This is a genomic window from Arthrobacter globiformis, from assembly GCF_003261175.1.
In the GTDB taxonomy this organism is placed as follows: Bacteria; Actinomycetota; Actinomycetes; order Actinomycetales; family Micrococcaceae; genus Arthrobacter; species Arthrobacter globiformis_A.
In genome coordinates, this window is record NZ_QLNP01000098.1 from 379332 (window position 1) to 397021 (window position 17690).

At 66.2% G+C, this 17690-nt stretch carries 19 protein-coding genes and 1 tRNA gene; 16 read left to right on the top strand and 4 right to left on the bottom strand.

The window, feature by feature from the left end; translation table 11 throughout:
* The first annotated feature begins 37 nt into the window (after positions 1-37).
* The 5 genes from DBZ45_RS18360 (at position 38) to DBZ45_RS18380 (ending at position 7593) form a co-directional block, all read left to right on the top strand.
* The gene (locus tag DBZ45_RS18360; protein WP_111905254.1) at positions 38-901 is read left to right on the top strand and encodes an SURF1 family protein; all 864 of its coding nucleotides are present in this window, start codon (positions 38-40) and stop codon (positions 899-901) included.
* A complete protein-coding gene (locus DBZ45_RS18365) occupies positions 898-1398 on the top strand; it encodes a DUF3817 domain-containing protein (protein WP_111905255.1) in 501 nt (166 codons plus the stop codon). The genes DBZ45_RS18360 and DBZ45_RS18365 overlap by 4 nt, the downstream gene beginning before the upstream one ends.
* Before the next feature lie 71 nt (positions 1399-1469).
* A complete protein-coding gene (guaA, locus tag DBZ45_RS18370) occupies positions 1470-3059 on the top strand; it encodes a glutamine-hydrolyzing GMP synthase (RefSeq protein ID WP_111905256.1) in 1590 nt (529 codons plus the stop codon).
* 158 nt (positions 3060-3217) lie between these two features.
* Positions 3218-7363 carry an AAA family ATPase gene (locus DBZ45_RS18375; RefSeq protein ID WP_223257148.1) on the top strand — a complete coding sequence of 1382 codons (4146 nt, stop codon included), beginning with the start codon at positions 3218-3220 and terminating at the stop codon, positions 7361-7363.
* Complete coding sequence (locus DBZ45_RS18380; RefSeq protein WP_111905258.1) at positions 7360-7593, top strand: hypothetical protein; 234 nt, start codon at positions 7360-7362, stop codon at positions 7591-7593. The genes DBZ45_RS18375 and DBZ45_RS18380 overlap by 4 nt, the downstream gene beginning before the upstream one ends.
* Positions 7594-7683: 90 nt before the next feature.
* Here DBZ45_RS18380 and cpaB read toward each other — a convergent pair whose 3' ends face one another.
* From cpaB to DBZ45_RS18395, 3 genes are all read right to left on the bottom strand, one after another.
* Positions 7684-8433, bottom strand: coding sequence for a Flp pilus assembly protein CpaB (cpaB, locus tag DBZ45_RS18385; protein ID WP_190243179.1), 750 nt, complete (start codon positions 8431-8433; stop codon positions 7684-7686).
* A 208-nt stretch (positions 8434-8641) separates the two neighbouring features.
* Positions 8642-8929, bottom strand: a complete 288-nt coding sequence (locus tag DBZ45_RS18390) for an FmdB family zinc ribbon protein (protein WP_102973764.1) — start codon at positions 8927-8929, stop codon at positions 8642-8644.
* 147 nt (positions 8930-9076) lie between these two features.
* Positions 9077-9688, bottom strand: coding sequence for a 5-formyltetrahydrofolate cyclo-ligase (locus DBZ45_RS18395; RefSeq protein ID WP_111905260.1), 612 nt, complete (start codon positions 9686-9688; stop codon positions 9077-9079).
* Positions 9689-9776: 88 nt separating this feature from the next.
* On the opposite strand from DBZ45_RS18395, the gene galU reads away from it, so the two are divergent.
* The 11 genes from galU to DBZ45_RS18450 all read left to right on the top strand — a co-directional run bounded on the left by galU (position 9777) and on the right by DBZ45_RS18450 (position 16612).
* Positions 9777-10682: a UTP--glucose-1-phosphate uridylyltransferase GalU gene (gene galU, locus DBZ45_RS18400; RefSeq protein WP_111905261.1), complete on the top strand. Its 906-nt coding sequence runs from the start codon at positions 9777-9779 to the stop codon at positions 10680-10682.
* A 6-nt stretch (positions 10683-10688) separates the two neighbouring features.
* Positions 10689-11309, top strand: coding sequence for a GNAT family N-acetyltransferase (locus DBZ45_RS18405; RefSeq protein WP_111905262.1), 621 nt, complete (start codon positions 10689-10691; stop codon positions 11307-11309).
* Between the two features lie 127 nt (positions 11310-11436).
* Positions 11437-12426, top strand: a complete 990-nt coding sequence (locus tag DBZ45_RS18410) for a hypothetical protein (RefSeq protein ID WP_111905263.1) — start codon at positions 11437-11439, stop codon at positions 12424-12426.
* 33 nt (positions 12427-12459) lie between these two features.
* A complete protein-coding gene (locus tag DBZ45_RS18415; protein ID WP_111905264.1) occupies positions 12460-13260 on the top strand; it encodes an SDR family oxidoreductase in 801 nt (266 codons plus the stop codon).
* A gap of 43 nt (positions 13261-13303) precedes the next feature.
* Positions 13304-13376, top strand: a tRNA-Ala gene (locus DBZ45_RS18420).
* A 4-nt stretch (positions 13377-13380) separates the two neighbouring features.
* Positions 13381-13650 carry a hypothetical protein gene (locus tag DBZ45_RS18425; RefSeq protein ID WP_111905265.1) on the top strand — a complete coding sequence of 90 codons (270 nt, stop codon included), beginning with the start codon at positions 13381-13383 and terminating at the stop codon, positions 13648-13650.
* 67 nt (positions 13651-13717) lie between these two features.
* Complete coding sequence (locus DBZ45_RS18430; protein ID WP_111905266.1) at positions 13718-13981, top strand: hypothetical protein; 264 nt, start codon at positions 13718-13720, stop codon at positions 13979-13981.
* Positions 13982-14093: 112 nt separating this feature from the next.
* A complete protein-coding gene (locus DBZ45_RS18435; protein ID WP_223257149.1) occupies positions 14094-14501 on the top strand; it encodes a hypothetical protein in 408 nt (135 codons plus the stop codon).
* A gap of 265 nt (positions 14502-14766) precedes the next feature.
* Positions 14767-15393: a hypothetical protein gene (locus tag DBZ45_RS18440; protein WP_111905268.1), complete on the top strand. Its 627-nt coding sequence runs from the start codon at positions 14767-14769 to the stop codon at positions 15391-15393.
* A 524-nt stretch (positions 15394-15917) separates the two neighbouring features.
* Positions 15918-16361: a DUF3592 domain-containing protein gene (locus tag DBZ45_RS18445; protein WP_223257150.1), complete on the top strand. Its 444-nt coding sequence runs from the start codon at positions 15918-15920 to the stop codon at positions 16359-16361.
* A 29-nt stretch (positions 16362-16390) separates the two neighbouring features.
* The gene (locus tag DBZ45_RS18450) at positions 16391-16612 is read left to right on the top strand and encodes a hypothetical protein (RefSeq protein ID WP_111905269.1); all 222 of its coding nucleotides are present in this window, start codon (positions 16391-16393) and stop codon (positions 16610-16612) included.
* A gap of 119 nt (positions 16613-16731) precedes the next feature.
* Here the strand turns inward: DBZ45_RS18450 and DBZ45_RS23700 are convergent, their stop codons facing one another.
* Positions 16732-17007 carry an EthD domain-containing protein gene (locus tag DBZ45_RS23700; protein ID WP_111905270.1) on the bottom strand — a complete coding sequence of 92 codons (276 nt, stop codon included), beginning with the start codon at positions 17005-17007 and terminating at the stop codon, positions 16732-16734.
* Positions 17008-17690 lie beyond the last annotated feature (683 nt).

Genomic DNA, 17690 nt, shown 5'->3' on the forward strand with positions numbered 1-17690 from the left:
TTCGTTGTTCTACACACGGACGAAGTAACGTTAAGGGGTGTGGAAAACAGCCCTCCAGCCCCGGTGGATCGCAGGCCTGGTCTTTGCGATCGCCGTTTCGGGTGTCTTTGTGCTCCTGAGCCAATGGCAGTTCGGCCGTTCCACGCAGCCAGAAGTGCCCGTCAGCCCCACCACGGAGCAGGTCCAGGCCCTGACGAAAACCCTGCAGCCCGGTGACTTCTTCCGCGGCTCGGTGGCGGACCAGATGGTCACGGCATCCGGCGCCTACGATCCGGCCAAGCAGGTCCTGGTTCCGGGCCGCCTCAAGGACGGCAAGACCGGGTACTGGGTGGTCACGGCCTTCGCGGTGGCAGACGCCCCGGTACTCAAGGGCGCGGCTGCCTCGCCGAAAACCTACATACCGGTGGCCCGCGGCTGGATCGCCGATCCCGCCGACGCCAGCGCCCCGCCGTCGGGCGTTATCCGGCTGACCGGGCGGCTGCTGCCGTCCGAGGCCCCGGTGCCCAACACTGCCCCTGAGCCCGGCCGGGCGACGGCCGTTTCCGTGGCCGAGCTCATCAACGCCTGGAACGTCAGCAGCTACCCGGCCTTCGTTTCCGCCACTGCGGAAAAGTCAGGAACGGCCGACGTCGGTGCTGCCGCCGGCAGCGGCCTGGAGCCGCTCAGCATTGCAGCCCAGCCCCCGGCCGCGAAGGTCAACTGGCTGAACCTGTTCTACTCCGTGGAGTGGATCGTTTTCGCCGGCTTCGCCCTGTTCATCTGGTGGCGGCTGGTCAAGGACGACTACCGCAGAAGCCTCGAGGACGCCGAGGACTACGCCGGCGGGGACAGCGACGCCGGTGGCAGCGGCGGACCAGAACCTACCCAACCCAATGAGATCCAACAAAAGGTACAGCCATGATCGAACCCAAGCCGGCCATCCAGCCCTCGAACCCTGCCGGGGCGGCGAAGAAGCGACGCTTTGGCGGCACGGAGGCACAGATCCGCTCCGCCCTGAAGTTCTACAAGGTCATGGCCTACCTTACGGGTGCCATGCTGCTGTTGCTGTGCGCGGAGCTGGTGGCCCGCTACGGCTTCGGCCAGTACCTCTTCGCCGGCGGAACGGACGCCCTGACCGGCCAGCCGTTCGGCTTCGGCTTCGCCCAGGCGGAACCGAAGGGCGTCCTCGGGGGATTCAACGTGTCCGTGACCGTGCTGATCGTCCACGGCTGGATGTACGTCGTGTACCTGATGTCCAACTTCCGCCTGTGGACACTCATGCGGTGGCCGTTCGGCAAGATGATCCTGCTGGCACTCGGCGGCGTGGTCCCGCTGCTGTCCTTCATCGTGGAGAAGAAGTTCCACGCGGAGGTTGAGGCTGAACTGGCCGCCAACCCGCAGGCCGCCAGCCGCTACTGATCCGCGTTCCGTGCGTCACAGCGGGCCCGCTCAAGATGCGTCAGGGCAAGCGCGCAAAGTAGGCTAGTACGGTGACTACTCCCACTGCATCCCAGACTTCCCAGAAGCCGGTGCTGGTTGTTGACTACGGTGCCCAGTACGCGCAGCTGATTGCCCGCCGCGTCCGGGAAGCGAATGTGTATTCGGAAGTGGTTCCGCATACCCACAGCACTGAGCAGCTCCTGGCCAAGAACCCTGCCGCCATCATCCTCTCCGGCGGCCCCGCCAGCGTGTATGCGGACGGCGCCCCGAACGTCGGTGCCGACCTTTTTGAGGCAGGCGTTCCGGTCTTCGGCATCTGCTACGGCTTCCAGGCCATGGCCAACGCCCTCGGCGGCAAGGTGGACAAGACCGGCCTGCGGGAGTACGGCTCCACCCAGACCACCATCCTCGGCGAAGGCCGTTCCGTCCTTGAGGGAATGCCCCAGCACCAGAACACCTGGATGAGCCACGGTGACTCCGTCCACGAGGCTCCCGAGGGCTTCGAGGTGCTGGCCACCACGGCGGGCGCTGAAGTTGCCGCATTCGCCAACGAGGAGAAGTGCCTGTACGGCGTGCAGTGGCACCCCGAGGTGAAGCACTCCGCCTACGGCCAGCAGGTGCTGGAAAACTTCCTCTTCAAGGGCGCCAAGCTTGAACCGAACTGGACCACAGGCAACATCCTTGAGGAGCAGGTCGATCGCATCCGCAAGCAGATCGGCGATGCCCGGGTCATCTGTGGCCTCTCCGGTGGTGTGGACTCGGCCGTTGCCGCAGCCCTCGTCCAGCGTGCCGTCGGCGACCAGCTGACCTGTGTCTTCGTTGACCACGGGCTGCTGCGCGAAGGCGAGGCCGAGCAGGTGGAGCGCGACTTCGTTGCCGCCACCGGCGTGAACCTCTACGTGGCCAACGAGCAGGAGCGTTTCCAATCGGCGCTGGCAGGCGTCAGCGATCCTGAAACCAAGCGCAAGATCATCGGCCGCGAATTCATCCGGGCCTTCGAAGAGGCCGAACGTGCCATCATCGCCGACGCCGCAGCGCACGGCGAAAAGATCAAGTTCCTCGTGCAGGGCACCCTGTACCCGGACGTCGTCGAATCCGGCGGCGGCGAGGGCGCAGCGAACATCAAGAGCCACCACAACGTGGGCGGCCTGCCGGAGGACCTGCAGTTCGAGCTCGTCGAGCCGCTGCGTGCCCTGTTCAAGGATGAGGTGCGTGCCGTCGGCGCACAGCTCGGCCTGCCGCAGGAAATCGTCGGCCGCCAGCCCTTCCCCGGCCCCGGCCTGGGAATCCGCATCGTCGGCGAAGTCACCAAGGAGCGCCTGGACCTGCTGCGCAAGGCAGACGCCATCGCCCGGGCCGAACTGACCGCTGCCGGACTCGACAACGACGTTTGGCAGATGCCCGTGGTGCTGCTGGCGGACGTCCGCAGCGTCGGCGTCCAGGGCGACGGCCGCACGTACGGCCACCCGATCGTGCTGCGCCCCGTCTCCTCCGAGGACGCCATGACGGCGGACTGGTCGCGGCTTCCGTACGACCTGCTGGCCCGGATCTCCAACCGGATCACCAACGAGGTGGACGGCGTCAACCGGGTGGTGCTGGACGTCACCAGCAAGCCGCCGGGAACCATCGAGTGGGAATAGCGTTGTAAAAATGGTCGGCCTCCGTAGGGAGGCCGGCCATTTTGCTTACCCGGGTACCGCGTCGGGCATGCCGGCAATGGTGCGAAATGCGCCGCAACTTGGGCCGTCCCAGTGTTGCGGTCTCTCAACCGCGGCGGTTTCCGGCTACGCTCGAAACTATGCCCGTATGGTCCAAGGCGTCACGCGCAAGCACAGAAAAGAAGGCAGCAGTGTCAGTAGGTCAGGTCGACTCCGAGGGTTCGGAGGAGCTCAGAAAGTGGCTGTCCGGGCTCAAGCCCGTCACGGGGGCAGACACCATGCTGCGCTTTACCAAGACGCCCGAGGGTTCCATCGACCTCACGCACGCGCATCCTTCGGGCCTGGCGCAGCTCATGGCCGGACGCCGCACGAGGCTTTCCACGCTGATCCGTGACCAGCAGCAGTACGTTGTGGCTGCGCGGGCCTGCCGGAACCTGCGCTCCAAGATCTTCGAACTGGCCAATGACCGCGGCATCGAGGCCGGGTACTTCTCGGCCGGCACCGTGGTGTGGACCTCCGCCGTCGGCGGCAAACCGCAGCGTGTCTCGGCACCGGTGATGCTGACCGCCATGTCGCTCACCATCCGCCCCGGGGAAGACGACTACGAACTGCAGCTCACGGAACAGGCGCGCATCAACCCCGCCCTGATCCGTCACCTGAAAACCATCCACGGGATCGTGTTCGACGTCAACGCGGTGACACGGATGGCGTACAGCACCGCGCGGTTCGACCCCCTGCCGGTACTGGACCGGATCAGCACCCTGGTCAAGCCGATCCACGGCGCCGAAGTGGAGCACAACCTGCTTGTCTCGACCTTCGCGGACCTTTCCGGGAACCTCGACGATCCGTGGATCAACGGCCAGAACGAACTGGTGGCCTCGCTGGCCAAGACCGCGTCGGGTGAGATCGTCGACGTGCCCGCGCTCCAGCCCGGTCGCTTCCCCAGCGTTGACGAGCGGGACCCGGCGGAAGAGCTGCTGCTCCTCGACGCGGACGCCGACCAGCAGTATGTGATCGACGCCGTCCGCGCCGGGGACTCGCTGGTGGTGAGCAGCCCGCCCGGCACCGGCCAGACCCAGACGGCCATCAACACGATCGGTGCGCTCGTGGACGAAGGCAAGACCGTCCTGGTCGTGGGGGACCGGCGTGCCAGCCTCAATGAGGTGGCCGGGCGCCTCGAGGGCCTGGGCCTGGATTCCATCCTTTTCCAGTTGTCCGGAAACGCCACACCGCAGCAGCTCAAGGGCCAGCTGGTGCGCGCCATCGTGCGCAACGAGAAGGCCCAGGAGCCGCAGCTCGGCGGCCTGCACAAGACCCTCACCGAGCACCGCCATGCGCTTCTGGACCACGTCGCGTCGCTGCACAACGTCCGGCAGCGGTGGGGCTGCTCGCCCTACCAGGCAATGCAGTCGCTCGCGGAACTCACCTCCATCCAGCCCGCCCCGGCCACCACCGTCCGCCTGAAGCGCAGCGTCCTGGACAGCATCCGGGACCGCGAGGAGCTCGCCGGACGCCTAAAGCGCGCGGCCGAACTCGGTGCGTTCAGCAGGGCGTCGACCACCAGCCCCTGGCACGGTGCGCGGCTGGTAACGCGCAAGGAAACCGAGGAAGCGCAGGAGCTGGCACGTGCGGTGGCGAAAAAGCTGCCGCTGCTCCAGGAACGGATGCAGGACGTGGCCAGCCACGCCGAAATCCGCCTGGGCACCACCTTCGCCGAATGGGGCTCCCAGCTCAAGCTCCTCGTGGCCGTCCGTGAAAGCCTGGACAAGTTCACCCCCGATATCTTTGACCGGCCCGTGACCGACCTGATTTCCGCCACGGCGTCCTCGTCCTGGCGCAGGGAGCGAGGCATCGAGATGGCCTCGATGCAGAGATCCCGCCTGCGACGGGTGGCCAAGGAGTACGTCCGGCCAGGAGTGCATATCGCCGATCTGCACAGTTCTCTGGTGCTGGTCCAGGAACAGCGTGCCCAGTGGGCCGGGTACGCCACCACCCAGCGGCATCCGGCGGTGCCGTCCGGCCTGGCGGAGATCAGCATCATGCACCGCGGCCTGACCCGCGAGATGAAGATGCTGGGCGACGCCCTGCGGCATACGGCCGCCGGCGGTTCGCTTGAAAACATTCCGTACCCGGAGCTCATGGAGCGACTGGAGCGGCTGGTCGCGGACACGCAGACATTGCAGACTTTGCCCGAGCGCACGCTGCTCATCGAGAACATGCGCGAGCACGGGCTGGGGGAGCTGCTGGCGGACCTCTCCGAACGCGAGGTCGGGGCCGGGTCCGTCGCTGCCGAACTTGACCTGGCCTGGTGGCAGTCCGCGCTCGAAGCGATGATCAGCGGTGACGACTACCTCGCCATGTCCGACGGCGACGCGCTGCGGCAGCTTGAGGCGGAGTACCGGCTCGCGGACAACGCGCACATCGCCAGCGGCGCCGGGCGGCTGCGATGGAAGCTGGCCGGGCGCTGGCGCGCGGCCATCGAGGAGCATGCCCGCCAGGCGGACCTGCTCCGGAGCCTGCTTAAGGACGGCCGCGTCACGCTGGCCGCGCTGACGGCGCAGGCGCCCGGGCTGGTTCCCATGCTGGTGCCCGTCTGGTCGGTCAGCCCTTACCTCATGACCGGACTCCTCCCGGCCGAGCAGAAGTTTGACGCCGTGGTGATCCTGGACGCCGAGGCGACGTCGCTGCAGGCAGTGCTCCCGGCCGTCGCCCGCGCCCGGCAGGTGATCGCCTTCGGCGACGACAGGATCGCCAGCCCCCGCACCTTTACGGTCGCGGTGGAGCGTCTCGCCGCCGGCGAACAGTCGCACCAGAGTGTCGAAAGCGCGTTCACCGCGCTTTCGGCGGTGCTGCCGACGGCGCCGCTGCGCTCTGTCTACCGTGCGGTGGACGAGGACCTGGTGCTGCAACTGAGCAAGAACTTTTACGACGGCGGCCTCCGCCGGCTGCCGGAGGGCCAGTCGGCAACCGGGCTGGACCGTGCGCTGACGGTGGAGTATCTGCCCGACGGCACCGGCCTGCCCAGCGCGGACCATGAGGGCGTCGAATCGGTGGTGGCCGAGGTCAACCGGGTGGTTGAACTCGTGTTCGAACACGCGCGGCTCCGGCCCCGGACCTCGCTGGCTGTGGTGACCGCCAGCCTCCGGCACGCGGCACGCATCGGCGAGTCCATCCGGCTGCAGCTGCCCAACCATCCCTCGCTGTCCGGATTCTTTACGGCAGGTGAAGAATCCTTCAGGGTTGTGGACCTGGAACGCGCCCAGGGGCTGGTCCGGGACCGTGTGATCTTCTCGCCGGGCTACGGGCGGACGCCGCACGGCCGGGCCCTGCACAGCTTCGGTCCGCTGTCCGCCGAGGGCGGCCGGGCCAAGTTCGCCCTGGCCATGACCCGGGCACGGCAGTCGCTGCACGTCCTGACGTGCTTCAAGCCGGAGGACCTTGACCGGACGCGGCTGGCCCACGGCGCCGTCGACCTCTTCGAACTTCTGGACCGTGAGATCTCCGGCAACACCGATCTGGGGACTCCCGCATCCCGGGCAGCGGCAAGTGAACAGGCGCTGGGGGCTGATCCACTGGTTGCTGATCTCGGCGACCGGCTCCGGGCCCGCGGTGCCCGCGTCTGGCACCAGTACGACGGCGCCATCGATGTGGTGGCCGCGGCGGATCCGCTCAGCACCATGGGCCAGGACGACGCTGACATTCCGCGGCCGGTAGCCATCGAATCGGACGGCACCGAGCAGTACCGGCAGATGACAGTCCGGGAACGCAGCCGGCTGCGCCCCCAGTTGCTGGAGCGGCTCGGCTGGCGGTACATGCCGCTGTGGACCATCGAGGTCTTCACCGATCCCTCGGCGTGCGCAGACAGGATTGGCGGATACCTCGGGCTTGAGAAGCCGTCGCCGTCGGTGCGCTCGGTTGGCGCACCGGGATTCTTCCTGGATGACGACGTCAGTACCCTCGCGGTGGACGACCTCGAGCCTGAGCCGGGACAGGAGACGGCGTACGAGAACCTGGACGACCGTTTCGGCGACGAGCTGAGCCGTGACGATGCTTACGAGCGGGACGCGGACCAGTCGGACGCCCACCAGCCGGAGGCAGAGCTGACAGGCGCTGTTCAAGGCGACGTTGACCAGACCGGCATCGATCAGGCGGACGTTGGCCAGGCGAACGGTAACCAGTCGGATCACGACTCCTCTGACTCCGACGCCGCGCGTGCCGGAGTAGGCTTCGGTTCTGAGGCCAGCCTGGACGGGCCGGCCACGGAACGGAAGGAGGGCCCGCTGTGACATCCGACGGCGGGGCCGAACGCAAAGACCGAACCGGGCGCAAAGATGAGCAGGCCGCGGCCGGGGAGAAGCCCGCAAAGGCGCGCCGCGCCAAAACCGGCGCCCAGCCGCGGACAGGCGTCGTGCCCAAGAGGGCTGCCGAGGATGATCCGCGCACCTGGGGCGACGCGGAATCCGGCAACGACCACGACGCTTGGCTGAAGGAGCAGAAGCCCCCGCACTGGGGCTGAGCAACCGGACAGACAAGTTGCGGTTTTGCATGGACCGGAGGATTTTCGAGGAGCCAAGGTACCTGGGGCCGAGGATGTGCACGGGCGGGTTCACCGGGCGGCGCCGGATCCCACCAGAACGAAAAACAGCTTTCCCTGGGTTGACGCCCCTGCCAGGGCGCCGGCCTGGGCAGGGGTGGCGGCCACGACCAGCAGCCCGTCCGAATCCCCAGCAGCAAGCCACTGACCGCTCCGGCCTTCCTGACCGGAGGTCCACAGGACGGGCACTGACTTGGCCAGTACCTTAGACGCTGATGCCTGCTCGTAGCCGTTGCCGCTTGTCAGGACCACGTTCACGAGCTGTCCGGGAGACACCAGCTGGATGGATGACGGGTCTGCCATTCGCAGCGGCACCGCAGCGGACCCGGGCGGTGCTCCCGTCAGCAGGCCGGGACCCACCAGTTGAGCATCGGTGAGGAGCTGGCCCTTGCGGAGCGGGGCTGCCAGCTGCTTGCCGTCCACTCGGGAGCTATCTGCGAAGGTCCCGTCCGGCATCATCGCCGGCGGAACGCTGACGGTGTTGACATCGCTGCCGTTCAGGTTCGCCCCGGCCGGAAGGTCACGGGCGGCGGCCAGCACGCCCACGGTCCGCGCAGGGGCTGGCGTCAGCTGGTGAACTGCGATCCCCGCGGCTGCGCAGAGGAGGAGTGCCACGGCAAGGCGCCGGTTACGGTTCAGCCATCCCGCAAAGCGCCGACTGCGCGGACGCGGGCGGGCGGCCGAACCGGGCAGTGCGTTGCGGCGCCCGGGGCGGGTGGCCGGGCGGGCTGCCCTTGCGGGGAAAATTCCGGTAGCTGGCATGCCGCCACGCTACCGGCACCCCGCTGGCCGCCGACAGGCACCCGCCGTCGTATGTGGATAAGCCGCTCCCTAAACGCAATCAAAGGACTTCTTTGCAAGCGCGAACGGACATTTGGGGCGCCGGAACCCGCTCAAATCGAAGAGTCCGGCCGGGTAAACCCGGCCGGACTCTCGTGGCTTGAAGGCGGTACGCGCCGCGGGAACTCGTCTAGCTCGCGGCTGCGGCTGCCGGGGCAGCGGATGATGCAGACGACGAGGTGGCGGCGGGGGCAGCCGGTGCTGACGCAGCGGGGGAGGGTGAGACCGTGCTTCCCTTGGAATCGCGCGAATCAGTCCGGTAGAAGCCGGAGCCCTTGAAGACCACGCCGACGCTGTTGAACTTCTTACGAAGCGTCCCCTGGCATTCGGGGCAGGACGTCAGAGTGCTGTCGGTGAAAGACTGCACGATGTCGAAGGCATGGCTGCAATCTTTGCAGGCATAGGCATACGTGGGCACTGTAGATCCTCCTCTTGGACAAACGACAGGTCCCGTGCTGCCTGGCTTCATTAGCCGGATTCTCCTTGACGGATCACCGCGGCGAAAATGACTCCATTAGCAGTCGCAGGGCCTGAGTGCCAATTCTATCACCCCGCCCCGGCGAGGTCACGCGAAGGCTACCAGCCCGGACGGCGTGAGCACTGCCTCGACGGGGCGGTCGAAGTCTTCCGCCGGAATGGTCTGTGCGGGCAGGAGCTCGGAGTCGTAGATGATGGCGGCCTTCGGAAGGTGCAGGCCGCCGGCGTTGGCCGCAGCCAGGAACTTGTCGTAGTAGCCGCCGCCCTGCCCGATCCTGTTGCCGCTGCGGTCCACGGCCGTCGCCGGCATGAACATGCCGGCCGCAGTCCGCACCGTGTCCAGGCCGTGGCGCTCACCGGCCGGTTCCTGGATGGGCGCATACCGGCTGCGGACGAACTCGCTGTCCGGCGTCCAGAAGACCCAGCTGAGCTCGCGGTCAGGCTCGCAGACCGGGAGCAGGATGCTGTGGCCGGCCTCATGCAGGGCGTGCAGCAGCGGAAGGGTTGGCGGTTCGAAATCGACGCCGAGGTAGGCGGTGAACGTGGCCGGGTTGCCCGCGGCGACAGCCTCGGCCCAGGGCAGGCCGTGGGAGGCGATGCCGTCGCCGGCGTTTGCGAGGTCCGCCGCCGTCATCGTCGCCCGTACTTGCCGGTGCCGGGAGCGGATAACGTCCTTCGAAGGCATGGTCCCTGTTGGCATGGGTGTCTTCCTTTGTCGCAGCGGCAGGCGGGCGGGCCGCTGCCGGAAGCATTTACCGTATGAATGTTCCCTCGGATAGATTAGACCAGTGACTTCCACTAATTGTTCAGTCCGCAAGGCCGTAATCCCCGCTGCTGGGCTCGGCACCAGGTTCCTCCCAGCCACCAAGGCCATGCCCAAGGAGATGCTGCCGGTGGTTGACAAGCCGGCCATCCAGTACGTCGTCGAGGAGGCCGTCAAGGTCGGCCTGAGCGACGTCCTGATGATCACCGGCCGCAACAAGCGCGCGCTCGAGGATCACTTTGACCGCGTCCCGACCCTGGAAGCGACGCTGGAGGCCAAGGGCGACACCGCCAAGCTGGAGTCGATCCAGGCCGCGAGCAACCTGGGCGACATCCACTACGTCCGCCAGGGTGACCCCAAGGGCCTTGGCCACGCTGTGCTGCGTGCACGCCAGCACGTGGGCCATGAGCCGTTTGCCGTTCTGCTCGGCGACGACCTCATCGATGCCCGCGACGATCTCCTCAGCATCATGATCGACGTGCAGGCGAAGACCGGCGGTTCGGTCGTGGCCCTCATCGAGGTGGAACCGTCCCAGATCAGTGCCTACGGGTGTGCGGACATCTCCGAGATCGACGGCGAAGGCTTTGTGAGGATCAACAAGCTGGTGGAGAAGCCGGACGTCGACGACGCGCCCTCCAACCTGGCCGTCATCGGCCGCTACGTGCTCCACCCCGATGTCTTCGATGTGCTGGAAAAGACCGAACCCGGCCGCGGCGGCGAAATCCAGCTGACGGACGCCCTGCAGGAACTGGCCAGCAGGGACGGAGAAGGCGGCGGCGTGTACGGCGTGGTCTTCCGTGGCCGCCGTTACGACACCGGGGACAAGCTCAGCTACCTCAAGGCCTGCGTGGAACTCGCCATCGACAGCGACGACCTCGGACCTGGTCTGCGTGCCTGGCTTCCGCAGGTTGCCGCCCGTTTGTCCGAGTAACCTTTCGTGAGGGTCAGCCACATCTGGCCGGTCACGCTGGAGTGCGGGGACATTGTCCTGCGGCCCATCAGGTACCGTGACCGGAAGGAATGGACCGAGGTCCGCTCGCGCAACAGCGACTGGCTGGCACCCTGGGAGGCCTCCAATCCCATTCCCGGCGGGGCTCTGCCCGATTACCGGCAGATGGTCAGGTCCCTGAACACGCAAGCGGCCCAGGCCACGGCACTGCCGTTTGTGATCGCTGAGTGGACACCCGGATTCCGTGACCCGGTCATCGTGGGGCAGCTGACTGTCTCCTCCATTGTGTGGGGATCCGCCCTGATGGCGACCCTCGGCTACTGGGTGGACCAGGCCCGGGCCGGGCATGGGATCGCTCCGACAGCCGTGGCAATGGCAACCGACCATTGTTTCCGGACCCTTGGCCTGCACCGCATGGAAATCAACATTCGTCCGGAAAACGGCCCAAGCCTGCGCGTCGTGGAAAAGCTCGGCTTCAGGGACGAGGGCTACCGCCCTCGTTACCTGCACATCAACGGGGAATGGGCCGACCACCGCTCGTTCGCACTGACGTCGGAGGAAATTCCCGAAGGACTGCTCAGCCGCTGGCTGCGGGTCAGGCCCGCCTGACCCGCAGGCCGGCAGAGCCGCTGGTCAAAGCCGGGTTCCGCGCATAAGTCCATTGATTTGAAGCTCGGCCGCGACACACCGAGACGAATGCCACAAGAGCCCCAACATTCCTCATACGGTTTTGTGTGTGGACTTCCCCCTTAGCAGCTCAGTCATCCTTGTGGCTGCTGTTGCGCTCTGGATCGTTTGGGTCGCCCCTTACGTGCTCCGCAACGGCCGGCACCAGTTCCAGACTGCCGGTGACCTGACGCTGGAGAGCGTCGACGCCGAAACTGCAAACCCGCAAGCCGGGACGGTTGTGTATATGGCCGCCCAGCAGGAGAAACGCATGGACACCAGGAAGAGCAGCGAACCCGCAAGAGGCCTTACCCCGGCTCCGGCCGGTAGCAGGCCTGCCGCCGAGGGGACCGGTGCCTTCCGGATCCGGTACGGGCGGACGGCCATCGCGTTCGTTGGGCTGCTGTCCTTTTTGACGGCGATCATTGCCGGTCTCTTGCGTCTCTTCGCGATCGGAAACCCCTGGATTCCTGTTGTGGCGCTCCTGACCGGTGTTGCCGCCGTCGTGGTTTTGCGTCGGCTTGCCGTCCGTGACCGGCGCAGGAAAGTCAGCGCTGCCTTTAGGGCAGCCATGAGCTCGCCCTCCGACCGGACCAACGGCCGGGCGCCAGTCGCTGAGCGACTTCCCGGGGCGGCACCCGCTTCGGAGCCCGAGAAGCCCCGAGAAAGTGCACTCTTCGATGCCGAGGCGGAAGCTCCGAAGCCCAAGCCCCTCACCGCGATCGAACTTCGCGAGGCCGCACTGGCAGTTGCCCTTGCGGCCGGCGATGAAAGCGCCGCCGCCCCGGTGCAGGGCCCAGCGGCCCCACCCGCATCCAGCTGGGAGCCAGTGGAAGTTCCCAAGCCGACATACGTCGAGGCGCCCAAAGCCGAGCGTCCGGCACCCGAACCGCTGTCGTTGCCCGAGGCTCCAAAGTCCGTGGGCAAGCCTTCACTCAAGCAGGGTCCGGCCGCCGCTCCTCCTGTAGCATCCCCGAATGCGACACCCGCCAAGCCGCTGACGAAGGCCCAGAGCGCGCTCAGCAACCTTGACGACGTCCTGCAGCGCCGGCGCGCGTAGCCGGGCGTCCGTGCAGCATCAGGCGTCGCAGTAGTGGTCCGCATCTGCGTTGCCGGCGGCACGGGCGAGGCCGGCCGTGAAGTGGTGCGCCAGGCACTTGGCCTGGGGCACACCGTTGCCGTACTGACCCGAAACCCGCCGCTAGCGGGTACCCGGGAGTATTACGACGGCGCCTCCTACTTCCGTGCGGACGTCACCACCGGAGAAGGGTTGCCGGAAGCGCTGGCGGGTGCCGACGTCGTCGTCGATTGCCTCGAAGCCCGGACCGGCAAGGCACTCAGGCACTATGCGGCCGGCGGCGCCCTGCTGCTGGGCGAAGCAGCCGCTGCGGGCGTGGCCCGGGCCGTGCAGCTTTCCATCGTCAACTGCGATCAGAGCACCCTCGCGTATTACCGGTCCAAGGCGGACAAGGAGCGTGTGTATGCGAGATCGCCGCTCGATACCCGCACCGTGCGGGCAACGCAGTTCCACAGCCTGCTGGCGGGGATTTTCGGTGCCGGTTCCCGGCTTGGCCTGGTGCCGGTGATCAAAGGTGCCCGGTTCCAGACGATCTCGCCGGCCGACGTGGGGTCGGCGCTACTGGAAGCCGCACTGGGGCCGCCGTCGGGTGATTCCCACACGGTGCAGACGGTCGGTGGCCCGGAGGTGCTGGGCATGGGGTCGCTGGCCGGCGCCTGGAAGCGGGTAACCGGAGCAAGGGGCCTCGTGACCGAACTGCCGCTGCCCGGCTCGACTGGCAGATTCCTGCGCGAAGGAAAGAACCTGGCGCCCGAACAGCGTTACGGACACGCGACATTTGAGTCCTGGTTGGCAAACCGGCAGGAAAATTTGTAGCCTAGGGAAGCTGGCGTTGAATTCCTCAGGAAAACGGCGCCATGGGGTTATAGCTCAGTTGGTAGAGCGCTTCGTTCGCATCGAAGAGGTCAGGGGTTCGAATCCCCTTAACTCCACGTAATGCAGGGGTTCTGCATCTTCGGAGCCATCGCACAGTTCCTCATCGCTTCCCTGGCCGTCATGCAGATTTGCTCCGAATACGGCACCCGGATGATCAGCACCACTCTCACAGTCGTCCCGCGCCGCCTCACGGCCCTGTTGGCCAACACGCTGGTCATCGCCGCAGTCCCGTTCATCGTAGGTACCACCGCGGCGCTCGTCTCGGACGTACGGTCCAGCCCATGCTTGAACCGAAGGGGCTGGCCTATGCGATCACCGCCGGTGGTGTGATCCCGAGCATCCTCAGGCGGACGCCTACCTGGCTCTGATTGCCGTCCTCGGCCTGGCCATCGGAACGATGCTGCGCAACAGCCCCGTGCGAGCCGGTGCGACCCTCGGGCTGCTTCTGGTCGTGCCGATGGTACTCGCGATCCTTTCCGGGCACAGTGAGCTCTTCATGCACGTCCGCCGCTACCTGCCATCTTCACTCGGCATGGACTTCGTTGCCATCAGGACCCTTCCGGAGCATCCGAACCAGGTCCAAGCCGGCCTCCCGATGCTGGCATGGTCCCCGGCCGCCCTGGCCGGCGCACCCGTAACCGTGAAGCGCCGGGACGCCTAGGACGGATGGGCCCGGTGAGACAATGACCGGTCGGCCCCTAAATGCCGCTGACACTAGAATTGATCTGGGCAGCCAAGGGCATGGTCGCCGACTGGATGTCATGGGGGGGCAGATGCCAAGTACTGATGATCAGGTCCGCAGCGAGCATGAGCAGGCGCTGGCGCGGGGAGAGAAGCGCGTCCTGAGCCGCACCGTGGACGGTAGCCTGCACAGCTACGCCAAGGACGAGATCGGTATCGTCCCCGCCAGCTCCCAGCCGCAGGTGCGTTCAGCTGCCGGTTTCATTGTGATGGCTGTCGTCTTCGCAGCCGTTGCGGTGGGTTCGATCCTGTTGGTGTTCGCCCCGACAGGTCAGGGCCAGGACCCGCTCTGGGGGGCCAGTGTTCTGTCGGCCGCATCTGCCGGAGGCGTGGTGTACGCCGCCCGGCTGGCCTTAACCGCGGCGAGGGCAAAGCGCCTCCGTGACGAGCGCGGCGTGCCCGAACCGACAGCTAAGCAACTGGACTGGCCCACTTCCTGAGGCCAGGCGTTCTGGCAGGCGGTGTGAAGCGCGAGGACACCTAACCAGCCGCACACGAACTAGGCATGGAGATGGCTGGTGGGACGACACGATCTGCGTGCCAACTACTTCTTCGAGGTGTCGGAGGAACACCGCCGGAGGGGCTAGGGGACACAGGGCCGAGCCGGACTTCTCCCGTCCAATGTACGTCAGCCAGCCTTAGGCATGCCGTTCCCGGAGGCAAGCTCCGATAGTCTTTCCATATCTGCTCAACACTGGGGAACCGATGAAGCGCTTCGCCGCCCTGCTCCTTGCCGTACCGCTGCTACTGACCGGGTGCGTCGTGCCCTTGGGCGGGGCCACTCCGACGGAAACAGCCGCCCCGCCAGCAGGCGCCAAGATCTTTTCGAATCTGGATGCTCCCGGCATCGAGCAGATCAAGGCCTCAAAGATCGCCCGCCTGGATATGAGGGCCGGACGGCTGACAAAGGGAGGCGTCGGTCTGGAAGACGGGATCAGCCAGGCGCCGGAAGTCCACATCCCCGACGGGCTCATGGACGTGCTCATCGAATCCCCGCACGGAGTCCTCACCGCCCGAACTGACCGGCTTCGGCTCAACGGCATGAACAACCGCTCAGACTTCAGCGAGGTCACGTACTTCCTCACGGCCGACTCGCTCGATGAATATGTGGCACTGATCCGGGACGCCGTGGAGCGCTACGGCGTCCCCGCCGACTCCGCTGAGCGCTGGATTGAATCCACCTCCCGGCGGCCGGAGGAGAAGAGCGACTTCGCCCTGCAGCCGGGAACGTCCACTGGTCTTGAGGTCACCTACGACCTCCGCTACGACGGCTCCCAGGACGTCCAGGTCATCATTGTGCACGTCCGATCTCTTCCGCGGACGACCAACTGATGGACATCCACCAGTAACCGGCCCGGCGCGCCCGGTAGATTGCCTCCAGCAGGGTCGGTGAACGACGTGGGGGAGCAGTGCCGAAGAAAGTGACTAAGCAAAGGCCGGCGCCAAAGCGAGGCCCGAACACCCCATCGGATCATTACTGCCGGGCAGCAGCTTGACGTCCTAGTTCGAAAAGACGACGCGCGCGCTCGATCCCTCGCCTTTGAGAAGATCCATACCCAGAGTCAGGGCACTGAACAGAACCCGGCCATAGCCGACCGGGCTCCCTCCGTGGACTGGATGGCTTGATTCCACCGAGTGGTTACCCCGACGAAGGAACATGCCGCAGCCAGGAGGAAACATGCAACGGCCTCCAGATAAGCGTTGGATCCCATGCTGCCTGCCGCCCCCATCCAGCCCCGGTTCGTCCTTGACTTGACCTGAGCATCCAGTCACCAGCCGTCGCTGTCCATGCCCTGCCTGAGGTCAATTTACGGATCAGGCACATGCACTGAGAGACTATGCATGCTGGCTGCGACATGGGGGACGCTTTGAAAATCGTGCTGTACATCATCTGGACGCTGTTCGCCGCGGCCGCCGCGGCCGCCTGCATCCTTTCGTTGCGAAAGACGAAGGCCCAGGAGCGGCGGATCGATGGCTGGCCGAAGGTTCAGGTGACCGTCACCGGCGGTCGGGAAGGCTGGACCTCAGGTGTCGGCAACACGAACCGAAACCGCCGCTACTGGCCGACCTACCAATTCACCGGGCCGCAGGGTGTCCTCTACCTCGGGGAATCGGAGGTCTCCCTGGTGGAGCGGCCTGTTCCCGGCTCAGTCCTGGAAGTGGCCTACAACGCGGAGAATCCCGAGGAATCATTCGAGGTCGCCCACCCGTCCAAGCTGCTGCTCGGCTGCCTGGCTCCGTTCTTCGGGCTCTTCGCGCTGGCCTCATTCTGGTTCATCGGGGTCTTCCCCCTCGGCTAATCGGAACTGCCCCGTGGCACACTGGTCGCATGGAGGAGATCATCACTTATCCTGAGCCGCCCGACCTTCCGGCGCAAAAGATCCGGGAGCTGATCGACTATGCGGACCGGATGGCCACGTCTATGGAGGCGGAAATGGACATGATTCGCCGGCTGGGCAAGGCATCCCCAGAACATGATCTGGGCGAGATCATTGCAGGATGGAAGTTCACTGCTTTGGCCATTAGGGAAAGCTATGACGGACGCTTCTGACCGCCAAACGATGCTCTGTGGAGCCCGGGAACACGCGGCCGCGCGCGTCCGCAATCCTGCCGCACCTCGGGAGGACCATGGAACCGTAGGCGGCGGGGAGATTCATAGGGGGCTTCGGCTTACCCCGATTCCGATCGTTTGGGGGAGGCCCGATGCTCCTCTGCCCAGGCCACGACAATTGTCGGCATGTCCATAAATTCGCGGGCGTCAGCGACGACCGCCGACCATTCCGGGGACTGTCTTCCCGCAGCTGCAGCCTCACGGGTCTCGAACCAGACCTCACCCAAGCCCGCATATGGACGGTTGCCCCATCGGGTGCTGGAACACAGCGGTTCTGAACGTAAGCCCGCACCCCTGGAACGGCCAGAACCAAGGGAACATGGCGGGTCAGCCACCGTTCAACAGCCACCTCAGGGTCCAGTCCCGCCTGTACCCTCCAGGTAGTAAGTCTCTTGATCATGGACGCCTCGCATTGCCTCGGACAGGAGCGGAGCCTCAAGTTATCAGTTGACCATGAAGAGATCCCCAGGCTCCGTCTTCGCGATCAGCAACTCCCTCGCGCTCCGTTGCTACGAGCTGGTGACCCAGAGCTCCAAGGCCGCGCTCAACCCGCCCCGCACGGAAGGAACCTGGAATCTTCACCTGGCTGTCATCTGCCACTGGTGGGGTCCGGTCATGGACGAAGTGCTCCTAGCTCCGACCGCTACCGTTGGGGACCTTGCCGACCCGGAAGGGGTTTCGACGAGGACTTCCTGGGAACGCATGTGCCCCTGCCGGGGCTGGCCGGCACGGAGCAGGCCTGCTGCCCTACACGCATTTCTCCGCGCACGTGCGCCTGGTCAAGGGCCTCGCCGCCGTCACCGGGCTCGGGATCGACGGCAGCAAGCTGATGGACCTGACCGGGGCGGGATCAACTGGCGCCTGGGTCCCCGGGCGCAGGAAGACCAGCAGACAGGGGAGTGGGTCTACGCCCGGAACGACATCGGCCGCGGTTCACCTGGTCCGCCGGGCCCCGGCCGTCTGGGGTGACCCAGCTGGCTTTGACGCAGGCTTACGTCCCGCCTTTGGACCGACCTCG

Excerpts from the sequence above, each read along its gene's own strand:
- DBZ45_RS18435 (WP_223257149.1), top strand. The coding sequence starts at position 14,094 with ATGCCAAGTACTGATGATCAGGTCCGCAGCGAGCATGAGCAGGCGCTG.
- DBZ45_RS18365 (WP_111905255.1), top strand. The coding sequence starts at position 898 with ATGATCGAACCCAAGCCGGCCATCCAGCCCTCGAACCCTGCCGGGGCG.
- DBZ45_RS18445 (WP_223257150.1), top strand. The coding sequence starts at position 15,918 with ATGGGGGACGCTTTGAAAATCGTGCTGTACATCATCTGGACGCTGTTC.
- DBZ45_RS18425 (WP_111905265.1), top strand. The coding sequence starts at position 13,381 with ATGCAGGGGTTCTGCATCTTCGGAGCCATCGCACAGTTCCTCATCGCT.
- cpaB (WP_190243179.1), bottom strand. The coding sequence starts at position 8,433 with ATGCCAGCTACCGGAATTTTCCCCGCAAGGGCAGCCCGCCCGGCCACC.
- DBZ45_RS18375 (WP_223257148.1), top strand. The coding sequence starts at position 3,218 with ATGCCCGTATGGTCCAAGGCGTCACGCGCAAGCACAGAAAAGAAGGCA.
- DBZ45_RS18450 (WP_111905269.1), top strand. The coding sequence starts at position 16,391 with ATGGAGGAGATCATCACTTATCCTGAGCCGCCCGACCTTCCGGCGCAA.
- DBZ45_RS18430 (WP_111905266.1), top strand. The coding sequence starts at position 13,718 with ATGCTGCGCAACAGCCCCGTGCGAGCCGGTGCGACCCTCGGGCTGCTT.
- DBZ45_RS18395 (WP_111905260.1), bottom strand. The coding sequence starts at position 9,688 with ATGCCAACAGGGACCATGCCTTCGAAGGACGTTATCCGCTCCCGGCAC.
- DBZ45_RS18440 (WP_111905268.1), top strand. The coding sequence starts at position 14,767 with ATGAAGCGCTTCGCCGCCCTGCTCCTTGCCGTACCGCTGCTACTGACC.